The 21,872-nt window shown below is 68.4% G+C and carries 14 protein-coding genes; 5 read left to right on the top strand and 9 right to left on the bottom strand.

What is annotated here, in order from left to right; genetic code table 11:
- The first annotated feature begins 198 nt into the window (after positions 1-198).
- The gene (pepN, locus tag FEZ32_RS09210) at positions 199-2,793 is read left to right on the top strand and encodes an aminopeptidase N (RefSeq protein WP_138680463.1); all 2,595 of its coding nucleotides are present in this window, start codon (positions 199-201) and stop codon (positions 2,791-2,793) included.
- 73 nt (positions 2,794-2,866) lie between these two features.
- Here the strand turns inward: pepN and FEZ32_RS09205 are convergent, their stop codons facing one another.
- Positions 2,867-3,193 (bottom strand): hypothetical protein, encoded by a 327-nt coding sequence (locus FEZ32_RS09205; protein WP_127822649.1) that lies wholly within the window; start codon positions 3,191-3,193, stop codon positions 2,867-2,869.
- A 146-nt stretch (positions 3,194-3,339) separates the two neighbouring features.
- Here FEZ32_RS09205 and gndA point away from each other — a divergent pair, with 146 nt between their 5' ends.
- Together gndA and FEZ32_RS09195 are read left to right on the top strand one after the other, a co-directional pair.
- Entirely contained in the window at positions 3,340-4,791 is a 1,452-nt protein-coding gene (gndA, locus tag FEZ32_RS09200; protein WP_138680462.1) for an NADP-dependent phosphogluconate dehydrogenase, read from the top strand.
- A 57-nt stretch (positions 4,792-4,848) separates the two neighbouring features.
- On the top strand, positions 4,849-5,358 hold the full coding sequence (locus tag FEZ32_RS09195; RefSeq protein WP_138680461.1) for a helix-turn-helix domain-containing protein: 510 nt from the start codon (positions 4,849-4,851) through the stop codon (positions 5,356-5,358).
- Positions 5,359-5,436: 78 nt separating this feature from the next.
- Here FEZ32_RS09195 and FEZ32_RS09190 read toward each other — a convergent pair whose 3' ends face one another.
- Genes FEZ32_RS09190 through FEZ32_RS09180 form a run of 3 tightly spaced genes read right to left on the bottom strand, consistent with a single transcriptional unit; the run spans position 5,437 to position 10,144 of the window.
- Complete coding sequence (locus tag FEZ32_RS09190) at positions 5,437-6,249, bottom strand: acyl-CoA thioesterase (RefSeq protein WP_138680910.1); 813 nt, start codon at positions 6,247-6,249, stop codon at positions 5,437-5,439.
- A 44-nt stretch (positions 6,250-6,293) separates the two neighbouring features.
- Positions 6,294-8,213, bottom strand: a complete 1,920-nt coding sequence (locus FEZ32_RS09185) for an AMP-dependent synthetase/ligase (protein WP_138680460.1) — start codon at positions 8,211-8,213, stop codon at positions 6,294-6,296.
- 44 nt (positions 8,214-8,257) lie between these two features.
- Positions 8,258-10,144 (bottom strand): AMP-dependent synthetase/ligase, encoded by a 1,887-nt coding sequence (locus FEZ32_RS09180; protein ID WP_138680459.1) that lies wholly within the window; start codon positions 10,142-10,144, stop codon positions 8,258-8,260.
- Positions 10,145-10,463: 319 nt separating this feature from the next.
- On the opposite strand from FEZ32_RS09180, the gene FEZ32_RS09175 reads away from it, so the two are divergent.
- Together FEZ32_RS09175 and FEZ32_RS09170 are read left to right on the top strand one after the other, a co-directional pair.
- Positions 10,464-10,961, top strand: a complete 498-nt coding sequence (locus FEZ32_RS09175; protein ID WP_138680458.1) for a MarR family winged helix-turn-helix transcriptional regulator — start codon at positions 10,464-10,466, stop codon at positions 10,959-10,961.
- Positions 10,962-10,981: 20 nt separating this feature from the next.
- Positions 10,982-13,843 carry an FAD-binding and (Fe-S)-binding domain-containing protein gene (locus FEZ32_RS09170; RefSeq protein WP_138680909.1) on the top strand — a complete coding sequence of 954 codons (2,862 nt, stop codon included), beginning with the start codon at positions 10,982-10,984 and terminating at the stop codon, positions 13,841-13,843.
- A gap of 450 nt (positions 13,844-14,293) precedes the next feature.
- On the opposite strand, the gene FEZ32_RS09165 is transcribed toward FEZ32_RS09170, so the two are convergent.
- The 5 genes from FEZ32_RS09165 to FEZ32_RS09145 all read right to left on the bottom strand — a co-directional run bounded on the left by FEZ32_RS09165 (position 14,294) and on the right by FEZ32_RS09145 (position 21,616).
- Positions 14,294-15,793 carry an HNH endonuclease signature motif containing protein gene (locus FEZ32_RS09165; RefSeq protein WP_138680457.1) on the bottom strand — a complete coding sequence of 500 codons (1,500 nt, stop codon included), beginning with the start codon at positions 15,791-15,793 and terminating at the stop codon, positions 14,294-14,296.
- A gap of 1,348 nt (positions 15,794-17,141) precedes the next feature.
- Entirely contained in the window at positions 17,142-18,401 is a 1,260-nt protein-coding gene (locus FEZ32_RS09160; protein ID WP_138679658.1) for an IS256 family transposase, read from the bottom strand.
- A 423-nt stretch (positions 18,402-18,824) separates the two neighbouring features.
- Positions 18,825-19,835 (bottom strand): hypothetical protein, encoded by a 1,011-nt coding sequence (locus tag FEZ32_RS09155; RefSeq protein ID WP_126412794.1) that lies wholly within the window; start codon positions 19,833-19,835, stop codon positions 18,825-18,827.
- The gene (locus FEZ32_RS09150; RefSeq protein ID WP_028702282.1) at positions 19,820-20,980 is read right to left on the bottom strand and encodes a sensor histidine kinase; all 1,161 of its coding nucleotides are present in this window, start codon (positions 20,978-20,980) and stop codon (positions 19,820-19,822) included. Before FEZ32_RS09150 ends, FEZ32_RS09155 begins: the two co-directional genes overlap by 16 nt.
- Positions 20,981-21,616 carry a response regulator transcription factor gene (locus tag FEZ32_RS09145; protein ID WP_217496595.1) on the bottom strand — a complete coding sequence of 212 codons (636 nt, stop codon included), beginning with the start codon at positions 21,614-21,616 and terminating at the stop codon, positions 20,981-20,983. It lies immediately after the preceding gene.
- Between the last annotated feature and the right edge of the window lie 256 nt (positions 21,617-21,872).

Raw genomic sequence — 21,872 nt, 5'->3', positions numbered from 1 at the left:
GGCCCCAGTCAACCGCGAGGATGCCCGTCAGGAGGGCCCGAATCGGCCTGTGGAGCGACATTTCGCCGCGCGCGCAGCTCCATGGTGTGTATCGGCGCCGTTGAGTATCGGCACCCGGGGCAAGTCGATAGAGTCTGCCCTGACAGCCACCCGACGTGGCAGCGGGCGTGTCACAAACACCTTCCGAGGAGCACCAGCATGAACCCGGTGAACATCAGCAGAGACGAAGCGCGGACTCGTTCGGGCATCGTCAGGACGCTCGGTTACCGGGTGGTCGTGGACCTGTCGGGTCGCGACCCGCAGGGCAACCCGCTGGCCGATCCGACCGGCACCTTCGTCTCCTCCTCGACGATCCACTTCACCAGCACCGGGGAGCCCACCCACGCCGACCTGATCGCCGACGGGGTCTATGCCGCCGAGCTGGACGGCGTCCCGCTGGACCCGGCGGCCCATCATGACCACCGCTACCCGATCGAGGCCCCGGCCGGGGAGCACCAGCTCACCATCGTGGCGCTGTGCCGCTACTCCCACTCCGGGGAGGGTCTGCACCGGTTCGTCGATCCCGCCGACGGCAAGGTCTACCTGTACAGCCAGTTCGAGATCGCCGACGCCCGCCGGGTCTACGCCAACTTCGAGCAGCCCGACCAGAAGGGCACCTTCCAGCTCCAGGTGCTCGCCCCGACGGGCTGGACGGTGATCTCCAACTCGGCGGAGGTGACCGTCGCCCAGGGACCCTATGACGACATCTCCACCTGGCAGTTCGGCCCGACCCCGCGCATCTCGACCTACCTCACCGCCCTGGTGGCCGGCGACTACCACGTCGACGAGGGCACCGTGCGCACCCGCGAGGGCGGCGACATCCAGGCCAACATCCTGTGCCGCCAGTCGATGAAGGAGTTCCTGGACGCCGATCGGATCCGCACCACCACCCAGCGCGGTTTCGAGGTCTACGAGGCCGAGTTCGGCCATCCCTACCCGTTCAGCAAGTACGACCAGTCCTTCGTCCCCGAGTTCAACGCCGGCGCGATGGAGAATGCCGGCTGCGTCACCCACCGCGACGACTACCTGTTCCGCTCCAAGGTGACCGCGGCGGCCTACGACTCGCGCGACAACACGATCCTCCACGAGCTGGCCCACATGTGGTTCGGCGACCTGGTGACGATGACCTGGTGGGACGACCTGTGGCTCAACGAGTCCTTCGCCGAGTGGGCCTCCCACCACTGCCAGGAGAAGATCGTGGCCCGCTACGGCGGAGTCAACCCCTGGGTGTCCTTCGCCAACCAGCGCAAGACCTGGGGGTACGCCCAGGATCAGCTGCCCACCACCCACCCGATCGCCGCCGACATGGTCGACCTGGCCACCGTGGAGCAGAACTTCGACGGGATCACCTACGCCAAGGGGGCCTCGACCCTCAAGCAGCTGGTCGCCTTCGTCGGGGAGGACGCCTTCCTGGCCGGGGTGCGGGCCTACCTCAACGCCAACGCCTTCGGCAACAGCCAGCTGTCCGATCTGCTGGACCAGCTCCAGCGCTCCAGCGGCCGCGACCTGTCGAGCTTCACCGAGACCTGGCTGCGCACCCCCGGGGTCAACACGGTGCGCCCGGACTTCGATCTGGACGAGAACGGGGCCTTCACCCGGTTCGACATCGTCCAGTCCGCCTCGGCGCAGTTCCCGACCCTGCGGACCCACCGGCTGGGGATCGGCATCTACTCGCTCACCGACGAGGGGCTGGTGCGCACCGACGGGCTGGACGTCGACATCTTTGGGGAGCGGACGCCGATCGCCGCCCTGGTGGGTCACTCCCGCGGCGATCTCATCCTGCTCAACGACGCCGACCTCACCTACGCGAAGGTCCGGCTGGATCCGGCCAGCCTGGCCACCCTCACCGCCCACATCGGCCAGTTGGTCGATCCGCTGGCCCGGGCGCTGTGCTGGGGAGCGGCCTGGGACATGTGCCGCGACGCCGAGCTGAGGGCCCAGGACTACGTCACCCTGGTGTCCAACGGGCTGGCCTCCGAGCAGGACCTCACCGCCGTCTCCTCGCTGATCCGCCAGGCCACCGCCGCCACTCTCAACTACACCGACCCCTCGCTGCGCGAGGAGGTCCGGACCGGTCTGATCAGCACCCTTGCCACCCTGCTGCGCGACGCCGAGCCCGGGTCGGACCACCAGCTGGCCCTCACCAACGGGCTGACCGGGGCGATCGGCAGCCAGGGGGTGCCGCTGCTGGCGGGCTGGCTCAACGGCGAGGAGGTGCCCGAGGGTCTGGACGTCGATCAGGACCTCCGGTGGCGGATCGTCTCGACGCTGGCCCGGCTGGGAGCCGCCGACGAGTCCTTCATCGCCGCCGAGCAGGAGCGGGACAAGACCAGTTCCGGGGCCGAGCAGGCCGCCGGCGCCCGGGCCGCGGTGCCGACCGCCCAGGCCAAGGAGACCGCATGGAAGCGGGCGACCGATGAGGCGGGGGTGCCCAACGAGACCTACCGGTCGATCGTCAGCCACTTCAACAATCCCGACCAGGAGGAGGTGCTGAAGCCGTACGCGGCGAAGTATCTCCAGCTGTGCGAGGTGATCAACGCCGAGCAGGGTCAGTGGCGCGAGGCCGGCCATGCCCAGGTGCAGAACGCCCTGCAGTGGCTGTTCCCCGGTGAGGTGGCCGATCGCGCCTGGCTCGACGAGCTGAGCGGCTGGATGTCCTCGCGGACGCTGTCCAGCACGGTGCGCCGGGTGCTTCTGGAGCAGGCCGACGGCACCGAGCGGGCGCTGCGCTGCCAGGCCTTCAGCCTGAAGTGACCTGAAGTGGGCGGTCGAGACTGAGGGGGTACCCGCCCGTTGGCGTTGCCGACCGGACGGGACACCCGACCGGTCAGGACTGGATCTGGCGGCTGCTGCCCGACTCGCCGGCAGCGACCTGGTCGGCGGCGACCCGGTCGGCCTCGGCCACCTCATCGGCCGGTGCGGCATCACGGCGGGCGGGATCGGCGGGCTCTGCCAGACCGGCGGCCTGCTCGGAGGCGTGGCGCTGACGCAGCCACCCCGGCGTCTTGCCGATCACCGCGAAGAGGGCGGCCACCAGCAGCGGTCCGATGAAGCACAGCACGATGAAGTGGATCGGGCTGAAGGTGTACGGCGGCCATCCCGGCATCACCTTCAGGGGCACCAGGACATTCATCAACACCAGGGCTGAGCTCATGGCCGCCAGACTAGACCAGCGCGGCCACCGACGGCACTGGTCGACGAACTCCGGGATGTCGGAATCCTCCTGCCGCGAACAGGGTGGCAGGACCGGATTCGGGCCGGGCTGACACAATGAGACCGACCGATCAACAGGAGGAATTGATGTCGCAGACCAGTACTCAGGCCGCCCAGGCGGACGTCGGGGTCATCGGAATGGCGGTGATGGGGTCCAATCTTGCGCGCAACATGGCCCACAAGGGATTCAAGGTCGCCCTGTACAACCGCACCGACGCCCGCACCGACAAGGTCATCGCCGAGCACGGGTCCGAGGGCACCTTCCTCCCCTTCCACCAGCTGGCCGACTTCGTCGCCTCCCTGTCGCGGCCCCGCCGCGTGGTGATGATGGTCAAGGCGGGCGGGCCGACCGACGCGGTGATCGACGAGATCGTGCCGCTGCTGGAACCCGGCGACATCCTGGTCGACGGCGGCAACTCCTTCTTCAAGGACACCCGGCGGCGCGAGGCTGCACTGCGCGAGACCGGGATCCACTACGTGGGAACCGGGATCTCCGGCGGGGAGGTGGGCGCCCTGGAGGGGCCGTCCATCATGCCGGGCGGCTCGAAGGAGTCCTATCGTGCCATCGGCCCGGTCCTGGAGAAGATCTCGGCCCATGTCGACGGGGAGCCCTGCTGCGCCTGGATGGGCACCGACGGCGCCGGTCACTTCGTGAAGATGGTCCACAACGGCATCGAGTACGCCGACATGCAGTTCATCGGCGAGGCCCACGCCCTGCTGCGCGGGGTCGGCCTGTCCAACGCCGAGGCCGCCGAGGTCTTCGCCAGCTGGAACACCGGCGACCTCGACTCCTATCTCATCGAGATCACCTCACGGGTGCTGGCCACCCGGGATCCTCGTGGCTCCTCCCGCGATCTCATCGACGTCATCGTCGACGAGGCCGGGATGAAGGGCACCGGCACCTGGACGGTGCAGTCGGCCCTGGACCTGGGGGTCGACGTCTCCACCATCGGGGAGGCGGTCTTCTCCCGCGCGGTCTCCAGCTCCCCGAAGCTGCGCGCCGCCGGCCAGCAGGCCCTCACCGGACCCGACGGGAGGATCTCGGTCGACGACCGGCAGGGATTCCTCGACGATGTCCGTGCGGCTCTGTGGAGCTCGAAGGTGGTCGCCTACTCCCAGGGGCTCGACGAGATCCGCACCGCCGCCCAGGAGTACGGCTGGCAGGTCGACATGGCCAAGGTGGCCTCGATCTGGCGCGACGGGTGCATCATCCGGGCGCGTCTGCTCCAGCGGATCCATGACGAGTACGCCGCCAACGACCTCACCACCCTGCTGGAGGCCCCCTCGGTCAAGGCCGAGCTCGCCTCCTCCCAGGCCTCCTGGCGTCGGGTGGTCGCCCGGGCCGCCGAGGCCGGGGTGCCGGTGCCCGGGTTCTCCGCGGCGCTGAGCTACTACGACCAGGTCCGCGCGCCACGGCTCAACGCGGCTCTCACCCAGGGCCTGCGCGATCTGTTCGGCGCCCACACCTACCGTCGCGTCGACGACCAGGGTTCCTGGCACCTGCAGTGGAGCGGGGACGGCTCCGAGGTCAGCGCCTGAGCACTGTGGGTCCACCCGCGGCGGCTCGAGGTCGCCGCGGGTGGAAGAGTGGGGGCCATGAATGCCCTTGTGGAACGCCTCGCCGCAAACATCTCGGCGGCACGAAAGACCCGCCGCTGGAGCCAGCAGCGGCTCTGCGACGAGCTGGCCGTCCGCGGTGCCACCATCACCCCGGACCAGCTCGAGCTGCTCGAGAGGGGCGAACGGGAGCCCCGGATCACCGAGGTCTCCGCGATCGCCGAGACCTTCAACACCTCGGTCGAGGCGCTGATGACCGATCCCGACGACTTCGAGCAGGCGCTGGTGTGGACCGCGCTGCGCACCACCTACCGCGACACCCGCCGACGTCTGATGCAGGACTCCTCCGAGTACGAGCGGGCGGCCGAGGCGCTGTGCGACTACATGGACGGGGACGACCGGATCCCGCAGATGGAGCGCGAGGAGCTGGGCCGTCAGCTCGCCCAGTCGTGTGCTGCGGTCGCCCTGGACGGATACAACGACCGCAATCCGTGGCGCAAGCGGTGGGACATTCCGGTGGCCGAGGACGATCCCGTCGCCCGGATGTGATCCCGGTTCCGAAGCGCCCCGGGGGCGATGGAGCCCCTAGGTCAGCACCGACACGATCTTCAGAGGGCTCGGTTTGCCTCAGCCGATGAGGTGAGCCCTCAGCACCGCCCTGGTGTCCTGGTCGATCGGCACGGCGGAACCGGTGGCCGGGTCAACGCAGACCAGCACGGTGGCGGCCGACACGGCGGTGCCCTCATCGGTGGGGATGGACGCCGCCAGAGTGAGCGAGGTCCGTCCCAGCCGGGTCAGGGCGGTGTGGACGGCACAGCTCCCGATGGCGGGGTGCACCTGGTGCCGGTAGGCGATGTCCTGGCGTGCGACCACCCAGTTGCGGCTGCCGGCCCGGCGCATCCCCGGCGTCCAGCCGGTGGTGACCTGGATCCTGGCCTCCTGCAGGTATCCGGCCAGAGCCACATTGTTGACATGGCCGTAGCGGTCCACATCCGACCAGCGCACCGGGATGGCGGTGATCTCCGCCCCGCCGCTGAGATCTGACAGCGGCAGTTCCCCCCACACCGTCGCCGGGCCGCTCATCGCCTCGAAAGTGGCGTGCTCGGCGCGGTCCAGGCGTCGGGGCCGGCCGGTATGGAAGTCGAAGGGGCACATCCAGCCCCGGGACCGGGCAACGTCGACCCCGTGGTGGCGGGCCCGGTACTCGAGGAAGACCCGCGCGATCCCCAGGTTGGAGCACCAGACATCGACGTCGAGGGGCCTCCCGTCGACCGTGAACGGGGAGATGAACTCGACATCCTGGGTCACCACGATGATTCCGGTGCCGAAGAGCTTCTCCACCGGGGTGCCGATCAGCGCCAGAGAACGGGCCTCCTGGACCAGATCCGCGATCGCGACATTGTTGACGTGGCCTTGGAAGTCCATGTCGGACCACCGCATCGGGATCTGCACCCGCACCGCCGAGGCCGGGCTCCCCTCCTCACTCACCGCTCGGGATCCTCCCGGGAGGCCGTCTGCTCATCGGCGTACAGCTCCTCGATCTCCTTCTTGTAGCGCTTGCGGACCTGGTCGCGGCGCACCTTCTGGCTCTCGGTGACCAGCCCTTTCTGGCCGTCCAGCTCGTGGTCGAGGATCGCGAACCGCTTGACCGTCTCCCACCGGTCCAGTCGTGAGTTCGCGACCTCGACGAAGCGCTGGATGGATCGGCGGATCTCGGGCAGCTGGGTGAGCTTCTCGTAGGAGTCGCCGGCGTGGCCGTGGTTCTCCGCCCACTTGAACAGCGCCTCGCGGTCCAGGGTGAGCAGAGCCACCGCGAACTTGTGCCCCTCCCCCAGCACCACGGCCTGAGACAGGTAGGGGCAGTTGGCCATCAGGGTGGTCTCGACCTTCTGGGGGGCGATGTACTTACCCCCGGAGGTCTTGATGAGATCGCGCTTGCGCTCGGTGACGACCAGGTAGTTCAGCTCGTCGAAGTGGCCGATGTCGCCGGTGTGGTACCAGCCGTCGGTGAAGGTCTCGGCGGTCTTCTCGGGCAGCTCGTGGTAGCCGCGGGCCACGATCGGGCCGCGCACCAGTACCTCCCCGTCCTCGGCGATCCTGGCCTCGCAGCCGGGGCAGACCGGTCCGACGGTGCCGAACCGGGGCCCGAAGCGACCCTTCTTGGGGACGTTGAAGAAGGCGATGGCGCTGGTCTCGGTGGCGCCGTAGCCCTCCACGACCGGGATCCCGGCGGCGAAGAACCAGCGCTGGACCTGGGGGGAGAGTTTCGCCCCGCCGCAGATCATCATCCGCAGCCGGCCGCCCATCGCCTGCTTCAGTGTGGAGAAGACGAGCTTCTCGGCGAGCAGCTGCTGACCGGACAGCCAGACCGGCAGTGGCCGGTCCTCCAGACGGTAGGGGGCGGTGCGCTCGCCGACCCGGAAGGCCCATGACGAGATGGTGCGAGCCATCCCCCGCGAGGTGATGACCTTGGCGCGGACCTTCTCGAAGATCCGCGGCACCCCGCACATGAAGGTGGGGTGCACCTCGCCCATCCCGGTGACGATCCGCTCCACCCGGCCGTCGACCGCCGAGCTGAAGCCGATGGTCATCTGCACCGCGATGAGGCACTTTCCGAAGACGTGGGCCAGCGGCAGCCACAAGTACTGCAGGTCTCCGGGCTCCAACGGGTCCCAGGACTCCATCGCCACACCCATGTAGGTCCACGACTGGTGGGTCAGCTCGACCCCCTTGGGCTTACCGGTAGTGCCCGAGGTGTAGATGAGGGTGGCCAGGTGGTCGGGGGCGGTGGCGTCGATGACCCGCTGGACGGCTCCGGGATCGGCCTGCCGGGCGGCGTGTCCGCGGGCCGACAGGTCGGCCAGGGAGATCACCCGGGTGTCCTCGGCGACCAGCCGTCGGTCGGAACCGGGAGCGCCCTGGATGAGCCGGTCGTCGTCGACCAGGATGATGTGGGTGACCAGCTCGTCGAGGGCGGAGCTGTGCTCCACCTTGGCGGCCTGGGCGCTGTTCTGGGCGACGTAGATCCGCGACTCGGAGCTGGTGAGGATGTACTCGACGTCCTCGGGCTGGGAGTTCCCGTAGACGGTCGTGGTGGCCCCGCCCGCGCAGCCGATGCCCAGATCGGTGAGGATCCACCAGACGGAGGTGTCGGCGCAGATCGCCACCCGCTGCTCGGGTCCCAGTCCCAGGTCAAGCAGCCCGGCGGCGATGTCGTGGGCCCGGTCCTGGACCTCGCGCCAGGTCAACGGCGTCCACTTCTCGGGACCACCGGCGTTGCTCTCCGGGTACAGGAAGGCGGTGGCGTCGGGGGTCTGATCCACCCGGCGGCGCAGCATGTCCCCGAGGTTGCGGGCGCTGCGGGACAACAGCTCGTCTCGAATCGCCAGCGTGTCGGTCGTCATTTCTGGAATCCTCCTGCGGCTGGACGTGGCGGGCTGGGGTGGCCTCAGCCCTCGGGAACCTCATCGCCCTTGTACAAGGACTCCCACAGGTCACGATAGCGGTTGGCGACCACGTCACGCCGTACCTTGAGGCTGGTGGTGACCAGCCCCTCCTCGTCGTCGAGGTTGTGGTCGAGGATGGCGAACTTCTTGACGGTCTCCCACCGGTCCAGGTGGGCATTGGCGCGGTCGACATATCCCTGGATGGTCGATCTCACCTCGGGCTGACGGGTCAGCTCGGCGTAGGACATCTGGGGGTGGCCGTGCCGGCGTCCCCAGACCGCCAGCTTCTCGGGATCCAGGGTGAGCAGGGCCACCGCGTACTTGTGGCCCTCCCCCAGGGCGACGGCCTGGGCGAGGTAGGGGCAGTTGGCCATCAGCGCCGCCTCGACCTTCTGGGGTGCGACGTACTTGCCCCCGGAGGTCTTGAACAGATCGCGCTTGCGGTCGGTGATGTGCAGACTGCCGGTCTCGTCGAACTCGCCGATGTCGCCGGTGTGGAACCAGCCGTCGACGAAGGACTCCGCGGTCCTGTCGGGAAGGTTGTGGTAGCCGCGGGCCACGATCGGGCCGCGCACCAGCACCTCCCCGTCCTCGGCGATCCTGGCCTCGCAGCCGGGGCAGACCGGCCCGACGGTGCCGAACCGGATGGTGGAGGGCTCGGAGAAGAAGGCCACCGCGCACAACTCGGTGGCGCCGTAGCCCTCCACGATCGGGATGCCGGCCGAGTAGAACCACTCCTGGACCTGCGGGGAGAGTTTCGCCCCTCCCGAGATCATGAACCGGACCCCACCGAGCTTGCGCTTGAGGGTGGCGAAGACCAGCGCGTCGGCGATCCGGTAGCGGGCCGCCAGGGCGAGCGGCATCCGGCTCCCCGACAGCCGGTAGGGCCGCGAGTCGCGCCCGACGGCGAAGGCCCAGTGGGAGATCCGGGTGGTCAGACGCCCCTGGGGGGCGGCGGTCATCACGCCGGCGCGGATCTTCTCGAAGATCCGCGGCACCCCGCACATCACGGTGGGGCGGACCTCGCCGATGCTGCGGACCAGTCGGGGGATCCGCCCCTCGACGGCCTGGGCGACGCCGATCTGGATGCAGATGGCCAGCAGGCACTTGCCGAAGGCGTGCGACAGGGGCAGCCACAGCAGGTGGAGGTCGTCGGGGCCGATGAAGTCCTTGTACTCCCAGGCCGCACCCATGTAGGTCCACGAGCCGTGCTCGATCTCGACCCCCTTGGGGGTGCCGGTGGTCCCGGAGGTGTAGATGAGGGTGGCCAGATCGATGGGCCTGATGGAGTCGATCATCCGCCGGACCAGCTGCGGGTCGTCGGCCAGCAGACGGCGTCCGGAGGCGATCAGCTCGGCCATCGTCAGCACCCTGGGGTCGAGGGTGTGGACGTCGGCACCGGTGCGCTCGTCGGTCCCCGCGAAGGTGACGATCTGCTGGATCTGGTCGGCGAGCTCGGTCCGGGAGACGATCTTGTCGACCTGAGCGGCGGTGTCGACGAAGACGATCCGGGAGTCGGAGTCGGTGAGGATGTACGCGGTCTCCTCGGGACTGGTGTTGGGGTAGACGGTGGTGGTCGCACCGCCGGCGCAGGAGATCCCCATGTCGGCGATGATCCACTCGGTGCGGGTGCCCGACATGATGGCGACCCGCTGCTCGCGCCCCAGACCGAGCCCCAGCAGGCCGGCGGCCACGTCGTGGGCCTGCCTGCGGAACTGGGCGAAGGTGATCGGGGTCCAAATGTTGACCTGGTCGTCGGCACCGTGCGGCACCAGCAGGGCCACCCGGTCGGGATGGGCGTCGGCCTGCCGGTCGAGCAGGGCCCCGAAGTTGGGTGCCGATCGGTCGATCAGATCCTGTTCGAGACTCACTGGTCCCCTGCCCTTCATGGATGCCGGCGCCCTTCACAGATGCTGGCGCGCTTCGCAGATGCTGAGTCCTCGCCTTTCGGGAACTCTGGCGCTGCGGCGTCCCGGGCCGGCTCGGCGGTGCGCGATATCAGATCATGATCGACTCTAGGCAAGGCCCTGATGGGCAGATCCCACAACGATCCGGGGCGCGGTGTTGGACAGACCCGCCAACTCCTCACCGGGAGCGGATGGTCTGAGGTCCCCCCTCATACCGTCCCATCCCGCTTCATCTCGTTCCGCCAGATGGACGGGAACGCTCGATCGTCCAGGGACGTTGCCAGGTCACTACGATGCAGCCATGCCCGAAGACAACGTTGCCCGGCAGGCACCCGCACCTGCACACCCGGGCACCACCCGCTGGCTCGACGAGGAGCAGCAGAGGGTCTGGCGGGACTGGCTCAAGGCGAGTGCGACCGTGGACCGCGTCCTCGACGCCAACCTGCGCGCCCAGGGCTTGGGGCTGGGCGAGTACGAGGTCCTGATCCACCTGTCGGAGGCCCCCGACCGCAGCCTGCGGATGGGCGCCCTGGCCAAGCTGGTGAGGGCCTCACGGTCCCGGATGACCCACACCGTGGCCCGGCTGGAGAACCTCGGGATGGTCGAGCGACGGCCCGCCAGTCACGACCGTCGTGGGGTGATGACCCACCTCACTGACGCCGGCCACGCCCGCCTGGTGGAGGTCGCCCCGCTCCATGTGCGGGCGGTCCGAAGAGTCTTCATCGACGCCATCGATCCGGCCGACCTGTCCGCGGTGGGCAGGGCCCTGCGCGCCGTCCTGGGGGCCGTGGGAAACTGAGGCACATGTCCGCTCCCAGCATGATTGTCGACAGTGAACTTCTCGGGGACTTCGTCTCCACACTCGGCCGGCTCGATTCCGGGGCCCCCGACTGTCTGGACAGCTCGACCCTGGCTCGTGCGCTGTACTCCAGCGACGCCTCCATCTACCGGGTCGTCCCCACCGCTGTCGCACGGCCCCGCAGCGTCGAGGAGGTGATCGCCCTGGTGCGGGCGGCCGCCGAGGTGGGCCTTCCGGTGACCACCCGCGGCGCGGGCACCAGCTGCGCGGGCAACGCCATCGGTGAGGGCCTGGTGATCGACCTGGCCCGTCATCTCCACACGATCCATCAGCTCGACCCCGAGGCCCGCACCGCGGTGGTGGACCCCGGCGTCATCCAGGCCTCCCTGCAGGACGCCGGCCGTCCGCACGGGCTGCGATTCGGGCCCGACCCGTCCACCTCGACCCGCTGCACGATCGGCGGGATGATCGGCAACAATGCCTGCGGCCCGCGGGCACTGGGATACGGCCGAACCTGCGACAACGTCGTGACGGTCGACCTGCTGACCGCCGCCGGGGACGTCCTCACGGTGCGCGCCGGGGAGTCCGCCGATCCGCGTCTGACCCGGCTCAGGGAGCTGGCGGAGGCGAACCTGGGGGTCATCCGCACCGAGTTCGGCCGGTTCTCCCGGCAGGTCTCCGGCTACCAGATGGAGCATCTGGCCCCCGAGAACGGCTTCAACCTGCCGGCCTTCATCTGCGGCACCGAGGGGACCCTGGGGATCGTCACCCGGGCCACCGTCAGGATGGTCGCCGACCCGCCCTACGGCGTCACCGTCGCGCTGGGATATCCCACCATGCCCGAGGCGGCCGACGCCGTCACCGCCCTGCTGCCCTTCAAGCCGGTGGCCTGCGAGGGGATGGACCGTCGGATCGTCGACGTCGTGGCCCGCGCCAAGGGGGCCTCGGCGGTGCCGGACCTTCCCCGCGGGGACGGCTGGATGTTCCTGGACCTGCGCGGCGACGACCCGGCCGAGGTGACTGCCCGCGCCCAGCAGATGACTGCCGCCTCCGGGGCACTGGACGCCCGGGTGGTCTCCGATCCCGTCGAGGCCGCCGCCCTGTGGCAGATCCGCTCCGACGGCGCCGGACTGGCCGGGGTCAGCCTGGAGAAGCTGGCCTGGGCCGGCTGGGAGGACGCCGCGGTGCCGCCCTCCGATCTGGGCGCCTATCTGCGCGACTTCGAGGAACTGCTCACCGCCCACGGACTGCACGGCATGCCCTACGGCCACTTCGGCGAGGGATGCGTGCACTGCCGCATCGACTACCCGCTGGACGCCGACGACGGTCCGGCGCAGTACCGCTCCTTCGTGGAGGACGCCGCCGCCCTGGTGGCCCGCCACGGCGGATCGGCCTCCGGAGAGCACGGCGACGGGCGGGCCCGCTCGGCCCTGCTGCCGGCGATGTACTCCCCCGAGGCAATCTCCCTGTTCGGTCAGGTGAAGGGGATCCTGGATCCCGACAACCTGCTCAACCCCGGCGTGCTCGTCGATCCGCGGCCGGTGGAGGCCGACATCCGGGTCTTCGCCGCCCGCAACTCGCCGCTGACTCTCGGCCACCCCCAGTTCGCCCACGACGTCCACCAGTGCACCGGGGTCGGCAAGTGCATCGCCGAGAACTCCCAGCACGGCGGCGTGATGTGCCCCTCCTACCAGGCCAGCCACAACGAGAAGGACTCCACCCGGGGCCGCGCCAAGGTCCTCCAGGAGATGGTCAACGGCACCCTGGTCAACGGCTGGGACTCCCCCGAGGTGGCCCAGGCGCTGGACCTGTGCCTGGCCTGCAAGGGCTGTGCCCGCGACTGCCCGACCGGCATCGACATGGCCAGCTACCGCTCGCGGGTGTTCTTCGAGAAGTACCGCGGCCACCTGCGTCCCCGCTCCCACTACGTGATGGGCTGGCTGCCCCGCTGGGAGCGGCTCATCTCTGCAGTTCCCGGGATGGCGACGGTGACCAACACCGCGTTGAAGATCACCGGCATCAAGCATCTGGGCCGCTGGGTGGCCGGGGTGGACCAGCGCCGTCCGCTGCCGACCTTCCGACCCGGCGGGCCGGCCCGCAAGGGGCTGAGCGCCGAGCACTCCACCACGGCGGCCGACGCGGTGCGGGCCGGACGGTCCTCGACCGCCAAGCACGGCCGGGTCGTCATCTGGGTGGACTCCTTCTCCGACATGCTCGGCGACTGCGACCTGTCGGCCGTGGTCGCGGTGCTGGCCGACGCCGGCTACCAGCCCGAGGTGCTCACCGATGACGTGTGCTGCGGACTGACCTGGATCACCACCGGTCAGCTCGACGGCGCCGCCAAGAAGCTGCGCAAGGCGCTCGACGTGCTGGCCCCGCTGGCCGAGGCCGGTATCCCGATCGTGGGTCTTGAGCCCTCCTGCACCACGGTGTGGCGTGCCGACGCCCAGGAGCTGGTGGGCGATGATCCGCGCACCGCGGTGGTCGGCAAGGACATCCACACCATGGCGGAGATGCTGGAGGCCGCCGGGTGGCAGCCGCCGAGCCTGGCCGGGCACACCATCGTCGCCCAGCCGCACTGCCACCACGCCTCGATCCTGGGCTTCGGCCCGGACCGGCGACTGCTGGAGGCCTCCGGTGCCACCGTGACCACGGTCGGCGGGTGCTGCGGCTACGCCGGCAACTTCGGGGTGGAGATCGGCCACTACGAGACCTCGGTGGCGGTGGCCGAGCACGACCTGCTGCCCGCCATCGAGAAGGCCGGCCCGGGGGCGATCGTCGTCTCCGATGGCTTCTCCTGCCGCCGTCAGACCTCCGACCTGGCCGGACGTCGCGCCCTCACCCTTGCGGAGCTGTTCGCCTCTCACCTTCAGCACCACTGAGCCTGACGGGCGGGGTGGTTCGGGACGGTGCAGAACGGGGCTGTGTGGGACAGGACCGTGCAGAACCGGACCGTGCGGGGCGGGACCGTGCGGGGCGGGAGCGGGCGGGTCTGAGGTCCCAGAAGCACTGAGTATCCAGGCCTGGGATCGCCGCCCACCTGCAGCCCATTGGACGCCCCACCCGGCACCCGCTCCACCGCCTTGCACCCAGTTCGCCGGACCGGCTGACAGCCTGAGCCCGGGGAGGCGCTGAGTCTTCCCGGTCCCGTTCGCCACGAGACTCGCTCGAATCCCAGGACCTGCTCAAGTCCCACGGCCCACTCAAGGCCCGGGCCCCACTCAACCCCCCGCGATCTGCTCGCCCCGCCCGACACAACCCCCAGGGACCGCTGAGTTCCAGGACCCGCTGAGCGCCAAGACCCGTGACCCTGTGGCTCCCGCCATCAGCGACTACAGCAGGGCAGCCTGGTGCTGGTGCTTGTTGGGGTCACGCGGCCGATCGGCGGCGCCACTTTGGATCTCGCCACCCATGCGGACGGAGTCCTCCCCCTGATCCGAGCTGCCCGGTCTGGCGAGGCGAGTGCGGTAATTCCGCATGCGCTCGGGTTCGATGACGCGGGGTCGTCCAGTGGTCGGGTCGAAGACGATCCTGGGCTGGTCTCGGTCGCGGTGCGGGTCGGGTTCGACAACGGCGTGGTGGTGGCGGCACACCAGCACCAGATTGTCCAGTGCGGTGGCCCCACCGTCCCAGAAGGGACACACATGGTGTGCCTGGCACAGATGGCCTGGAACGGTGCAGCCGGGGTAGATGCATCCTCCGTCTCGGTGCTCCAGCGCCCGACGGATCCCTGGGGTGACCAGACGCTCGGAGCGTCCCACATCCATGGTCTGAGAATCTGAACCGAGCACGACGGGCAGGATCTGCGCATCGCAGCACAAGCGACGCAGAGTTCCGGCATCGACGGGTACCTCACCCTCGAAGGTGCCCGCGTCGATCATGCCCTGCAGGGCGTCACGCAGGTACTGGTAGCCGATGGTGACCACGATGCGGGGCGGCTGTCCCCCGGCCGAGGGGACGAGGTCCTTTCCGGCCAGCAGATGGGCGGCATCAACCAGGGCGTCTGCCATCCGCTGGGCGGTGGTGCGGGCGCCGCGCGCATCAGTCTCCCGGCGCAGCGCCAGGTACTGCCTGCTGGAGATGACCCCTTGATTGCGCTGGGCGCGCAGTGCCTCCCGTTCGGCGCGCTCGGCCTGCCGGCCCTTCTCTGTGAAAGCCTGAAGGGTGCCGATGAGGGTTCGACCCTCCAGCTCGGGCAGCTTGCCGGAGAACCAGATGGAGCCGTTCCCGTCCTCACCCCAGCAGAACCGTCGTTCGGCCACCGCGTGCTTGCGTCTGGCGGCGGTCCGCCCGGCCCGGTCGCGAGGCGAGGGAGCCAGCCGAGGTGCGGCGGTCTCGAGGATCGAGGCGGTCTTGCGCGACAACTGGCCCGGCGCTGTCGAGCGCGCCGCATCGATGAACTGACCGGCCGCGGCATCTTCCTCGTCGCGCGTCATCTCACCTACCGGCAGTGTGCGCATCTGCTGGCCGATGGCCACCGCATGTTCGGGCGTGATCGTTCCTGCCAGTGCAGCATCACGAACCTGGGAGTTCGCGGTGATCGCTGCGGCACGATGAACCTCGCCAAGCCCCTCACTGGCGGAACGACCCTCCTCCCTGGCCAGGAAGTCCGAGAGCATCAGACCGGTCGCGCGGTCGACGGCACATGCCTTGGACACCACATCAGTGACGACCCGTGCCGAGACGTCAAGTCGTCGGGAAAGGGTCCTCAGGCAGGTCATGGCCCGAACCTTCTCAGTATCGGACATGTGGCTGACCGCGGCGTGATCCAGGCCATCGAGGGCCTCTGAGATCACCCGGGTCGCCGCCCAGAAGTCCGATACCTGTTCCATGGATCAATGGTATGTTCACGGCGTCCATCACACAAGAGTCGGGAGGATATTTCCTGCCTCTTTTTTTGGAGTTCCACATTGTCATGCACACACTCCGACGGCGCCTTCATGATTACCGCTCCAACCATACTTGACACCTAACTAATTAACTCTACCCGGCAGCACTGACAGTTTTTTGTTGGGACTTCGAGTAGTGACACATCGGCAAACCGACAAAAGGCTACCAAGAAGGTGCGACAGTTTCCGGACACCAGAACCGCACGACAGCATCCGGACGCCGGGCCGTCTGCACATGCAGGTCCGCGGGACGCTCATGAGCACCCGGACGAGCCGGCACGACCACAACCGCCAGCGCCGCACAGGCGCACCCCTACACTTCAGCACCCTCACCGACGCACAGCCCAACACGTAGCGCGCTGGAGATGACCGAGTGGCGATCTGTCGGGGACCCCTGGTGCAGCAGACGCAGGTGTGGCGCCTCCGGACAGCACGGCGACGAGAGCGGGACCCGTCCCCGCCCGGCCTCGGCAACCACTGTCCCCTCACGGGTTGCCGTGCCGTGGCCCATGACGAGCATGGCCAGATGACGGGCGTGGCCACATGAGATGGTCGCCGCGGTCAGGAGCACAGAACCAATCCCACCTGGGCCGTTGAGTCGCGAAGGAGAGCCGACGAGACGGCGGGGAGCAGACCGAGAGAGGACTGCCTGTCGATCTGACCCGCGAGGGAAGTCACGTCTCATAGGAGGTGTTCTTTGGTCAGGCGGTCAAGGCAGGGGGATCGGGAACATACCACCGCCCAGCCGAGCCCCGGGAACTACCGGCCACACCGCGGACGGTATGGCGGGATGGTCAGCTTGGACGGGTCGATCGTTGGTCGATTCAGGGGGCCTGATGATATACCGAAACACCGTGAATCCAGCTCGATATCGAATCCGTCACTCGCGCGACCGATCATGCGAGAAGACCGAGAGCATATTCCTTCCGATCACAATCTGACACTGAACGCGGAAACACACACAAGTGCGAGAACTATTCACGTCCCAGCCGACGCAGATCAAGGCCGACCACGTTCGACTGATGCAACGCACTCCACCAGGGATAACCGGCGCCATCCGCCTCCAACACCGCCTTTTCTACACCACGAGCATGCGCTCAAGGCGAGAGCGATTTCCCATCAATCACGCCGGCACTCACCAGAGCCGGAAACCGACTCCCCCAGACACCTCTTGTCACGCGTCTCGTGGAGTCGAACGTCGCGCGCTCATTGACGGCAATGTCTCACGCGTTCGGAACCAGGTCAAGTCCCTGGTAGTGGTGTATCCGTTTCGTGATCTTTCGATACGGGGTCAGGCTGCCAGTTCGGGTGGGATGGGGTCTGCTCCTTCCAGGTGCGTCTGGTCCGGGCCGTCGGGGTTGTGAGTGCCTCGTGAGCGTTCCAGGACCTCCAGGCCCAGGTAGCGCCGGCCCTCGGCCCACTCATCGGTCTGCTCGGCCAGCACGGCCCCGACGAGCCGGATGACGGCCTCCCTGTTGGGAAAGATCCCCACGGCATCGGTACGCCGCCGGATCTCCTTGTTCAGCCGCTCCTGAGGATTGTTCGACCAGATCTGGCGCCACACGTCGACCGGGAAACTCGTGAACGCCAACAGATCGGCCCGCGCGGCGTCCAGATGGGCATGGACCTGGGGAAGCTTGGCCTCCACATAGTCCAGCAGCCGGTCGAACTGGGCGTCGACGGCGGCCGCGGAGGGCTGGTCGTAGACCGAGTGGAGCATGGCCTTGACCGCCGGCCACAGGCTCTTGGGGCACACGCTCATCAGATTGGCCGCGTAGTGGGTCCTGCACCGCTGCCAGGCAGCCCCGGGCAGGTTCGCCGCGATCGCCTCCCTCAGCCCGGCATGGGCATCCGAGGTGACCAGCCGCACCCCGGACAGGCCCCGGGCCACCAGATCGGCGAAGAACGTGTTCCAGGCCGGCCCGGTCTCAGCGGTGGCGACCTGGAGGCCCAGGACCTCCCGGTGGCCGTCCGCGTTGACCCCGGTGGCAGTCAGCACGACCGCGTTGATGACCCGTCCGGCCTCCCGGACCTTCATCGTCAGGGCGTCAGCGGCCACGAACGTGAACGGGCCCGCCTCGCCCAGAGGCCTGTGGCGGAAGGCCTCGACCTGGGCGTCGAGGTCGGCGGCCATCCTGGAGACCTGGGACTTCGACAGGGAGTCGATACCCAGGCTCTTGACGAGCTTGTCCATCCGGCGGGTGGAGACCCCGGCCAGGTAGGCGTCGGCGACCACGGTGATCATCGCCGACTCGGCGCGCTTGCGCCGCTCCAGCAGCCACTCGGGGAAGTAGCTGCCCTGGCGGAGCTTGGGGATCGCCACGTCCACCGTGCCGACCCGGGTGTCCAGGTCGCGGTGACGGTAGCCGTTGCGCTGGACGAGGCGGTCGGGGTCGGGGCGGCCGTACTCCGCGCCGGCGACCTGGTCGGCGTCGGCTGACAGGAGCATGTTGATCATCGTCTGCAGCAGTGAGCGCAGCAGGTCCGGGGAGGCCTGGCCCAGGGCTTGGTCCAGGACCCGCGTCGGGTCGACAATATGAGGAGCGGTCATCGTGGTTGTTCCTTTCGAGTGAGAAGTAGAGAGCTTTCTCGAAGGATCACACGGTGACCGCGCTGCCGTCCACCACGAAGTCGCGGAGGCCGACGGGTTGGTCACCAGCGGGTTACACCACCATAAGGGGCACTACTCGGAACCAGCAGAGTGCGGTCAGGGCCCTGGGACGAGAATCCACCAGGGTTCGCGGTGACCCGACCCTGCCCGACACAGGTACTCGCAGCCCGACCCTGCCCGACGTGGGTACCCGCGGCCCGACCCTGCCCGACGAGAGCTCCCGCAGCCCGACCCCGCCCGAGACGGGCATTCACGTCCCAACCCATGCCCGACACAGGTACTCGCGTCCCGGGACTCCGGTTGCCAGACACTCCGGTGGCAACGGTGAGGCACAACCAGCGCTACCAGCACCAGCCACCACCACTACTCCGCGTCTGAGCGGCTCACCGCCGGCAGCACCTGGACGATGTGCCTCTCGCTGCGATCTCCGTGCCGGGCCACGATGCTCACTCGCTCCGGCTCATTCCAGGTGACCACCAGTGAGTCAGCCCCAGCCTCATCGCGAACCACGGCGGCAATCTGTTCTGCGGCCCGATCCCCCAGTTCTGGAGCGCTCTCGGAGGTTTCCGCCAGGACGTTCACCGATGTTCCACCGGCCCGCAGCGCTGCAATGGCCCGGTTCAGCTCGGGGTGCTGCAACCGGGGCGATCGGAGACGATCTCGGATCTCTCCCCCGACAACCGCGATCTCACCGCGCAACTCCTTGTCGAGAGGAGCACCGTCGCGAAGCAGTGCGAGGACATGCCCGGTCTTCGCGCGCACGAGGGCCAGCTCCCTGCCGATACGTCTGGCAGCCTCACGCTCGGCCCTGGTCTGTCGTACGTGTTCGGCCGCCTCGGATCGGTGTGTGCGTTCCTGCATCACGACGCGGCGCAGTCCGAACAGCCAGGTCACCGCCAGGAAGTACACAACACACGGGGCCGTCAGCACGGTCAGGAGCCACGAGACGGGCATTGAGTACCACAGGGCCCAGACGATGAATATGGCGCTGTGCAGTGCCGCGCCAATGACGGCGTGCACGAGATCTCCCCGCACGAAGAGCAGCGCGAGCAGCGTCGCACCGAACTGGAGCTGCCAGATCGAGGCTCGATCCGGAGGCACCGAGAGCGCGAGAACCATCGCGGTCAACACGAGTGCGGTGACCACGGTCGCGAGCACACCGCTGAGTGGCAGGTCCTCCCTTCGCGTCAGCACCACCGCTGCGACAAGGCACAACAAGCACGCCACTGGGAGTGTGACGTACTGGGGATTGAACTGCCCGTCGACGAGCGCCTTCACCGCCCCCATCAGCCAGGCGAAGACGAGCGCCCAGCGGGCGGCAGGAGTGGCGAGCCCGCCGGCACCAGTACCCCTGGCGGTCACTGTGTGGTCCACGACAGCCTCACCTCTGTGCCATGGCCGAGCGAGGACAGGACCTCCGCATGCCCACCGATCTCGCGAACTCGGGCGAAGATGCTCTCTCGAACCCCCAAGCGCTCGGGCGGAATGGAGTTCACGTCGAAGCCGGTGCCGTCGTCACTCACCGAGATGTCGACCGACTGCTCGAGGATCGTCATGCGCACCGACAGGTGGTTTCCCTCAGAGTGCCGGAGTGCGTTTCGCACCGCCTCGGCCGCCGCGTCGCCCAGAGTCTCGACAGCGCCTGTATCGATCGGCATGTGGTCGGCCTCCAGGTGGACCACCGCCGTCGGCGCGAGGCGAGCGATCCGAGCGCGCAGCCGCTCCCCCGCCTCCGTCGAATCGACTGGATCGACAGCGCGCGCGTCCTCGGCCGCCGAGGGCCGTTCGACGGCCAGCGCCCGAATGGTGGCGGCCGCCTCGGCCCGCAACTCGGGCGGGGGTGTACCGCTGAACAGTTGTGCCGCGGTGAGCACCGAGAGCACCTCGTCATGGACGAAGCGAGAGAACCGTGCCCGCTGCCGGGTCTCGGCCGCGCTCAGTGCTCTCCTGTCTGCCGCCATACGCGCCTCCGTCTCGACCTCGAAGAGCGATGACAGACGATGTCGCACGCCGATGAGCAGCACGACGAACAAGACATTGCTGAGTCGTACGGGAGTGTTCGAGAGCACGAGCTGCGAGACCCCTCCGGTGAAGAGCCACGACGACAACGGCACGCTCAGCGAGAAGACGATCGAGACAGCGACGGCGGCAACCCGCCTCAGTTGCAGCACCAGCAGACACACGGTGGTCGACTCGAGTGTCCACACCCAGGGCATCACGTCGGACGGATTGCCGCGGATGGCGGCGAAGGAGAGCACCTGCAGCAGAAACTGAAAACTGGGGATCGCGGCCCACAGTCGACGCAGCCACCACATCGGCAACCGCTGCCCCAGTCCCGCCAGCAGCAGCCACAGCGCAATGAGACCCCACGCTCCGACAGTCCACCAGATGGCGAAGCGGTTCCGCTGCATCAGGGCGTCGGGCAACCACCACACGCTGAGCAGCAGGGCGGAGACTGCGATGAGTGAGCCAGCCCAGCGATCCGCGCGTCGCATGTGGGTGGAGGAGAGCTCCGTCACCTATCGCTCCGCCTCAATGAGACCGTCCTCGACAGCGCGTCTGAACAGATCGACCTTCGTGACAGCCACGCGGTCGACGGCGGCGTACTTGGCGCGAATGCGCTTGACGTGGTCGATCACGGTGGTCCGCGAGACGAAGAGCTCCTCGGCCACTCGTTCGGCAGTCTCTCCCGAGGCGTACAGGGCCAGAACCTCGGACTCGCGATCACTGAGGTGCGCGCTGATGAAGGCGTGATCCGCGAGGATCGCGGTGGCCCAGTCAGGCGTCGGCACCGGATCCCCCTGAAGCACCCCACGGACCGTCTGCACGATCATTTCGGGGGACTCGGACTTGCGGATCATGCCCGCAGCTCCGGCTCGGGCAGCCTCGCGAACAAGCTGTGGTTGATCGCCGCTGGTGAAGGCGAGGGTGGTCACTCCGAGAGCGGTCAGCCGACGCACGTTGTCAGCCGGTGTCGATCCGTCGACGAGCACGAGGTCGAGCAGGACCAGATCCAAGGTCGCTCCACACTGCAGAAGGGCGTCGATCGTCGCCCCTCCGGCCGCCACATGCATATCCGGCTGCTCGTTGAGGATGGCTGTCACACCCAGAATCACCGCTGGATGATCGTCGACAACCCCTATCCGTGCCTTCATCAGCGACCCCTTCAGGAGACCCCAGGACTCTACGACAAGGCTATCCTCCGCACGCCCCGGACGGGCCGCATTGCAACCCTCACAACTGGGGGATCTGATGCCGATGGGTCCATTGGCGCGGGATGTGGCCAGGGCTGTCTGCAATGGACGCTGACAGGCGCGTCGACTGATACCGCGGGCGGTCCACGATCCACACGGTTTTGGTGGGACGAAGTGTTACGTGATCCCCACCGTAAGTTCACTTCTCTGATAGCCA

It is taken from the genome of Acidipropionibacterium jensenii (assembly GCF_005890135.1).
Classification (GTDB): domain Bacteria; phylum Actinomycetota; class Actinomycetes; order Propionibacteriales; family Propionibacteriaceae; genus Acidipropionibacterium; species Acidipropionibacterium jensenii.
Note: the sequence above shows the minus strand (reverse complement) of the source record. Positions and strands in the feature narration are given on the sequence as shown.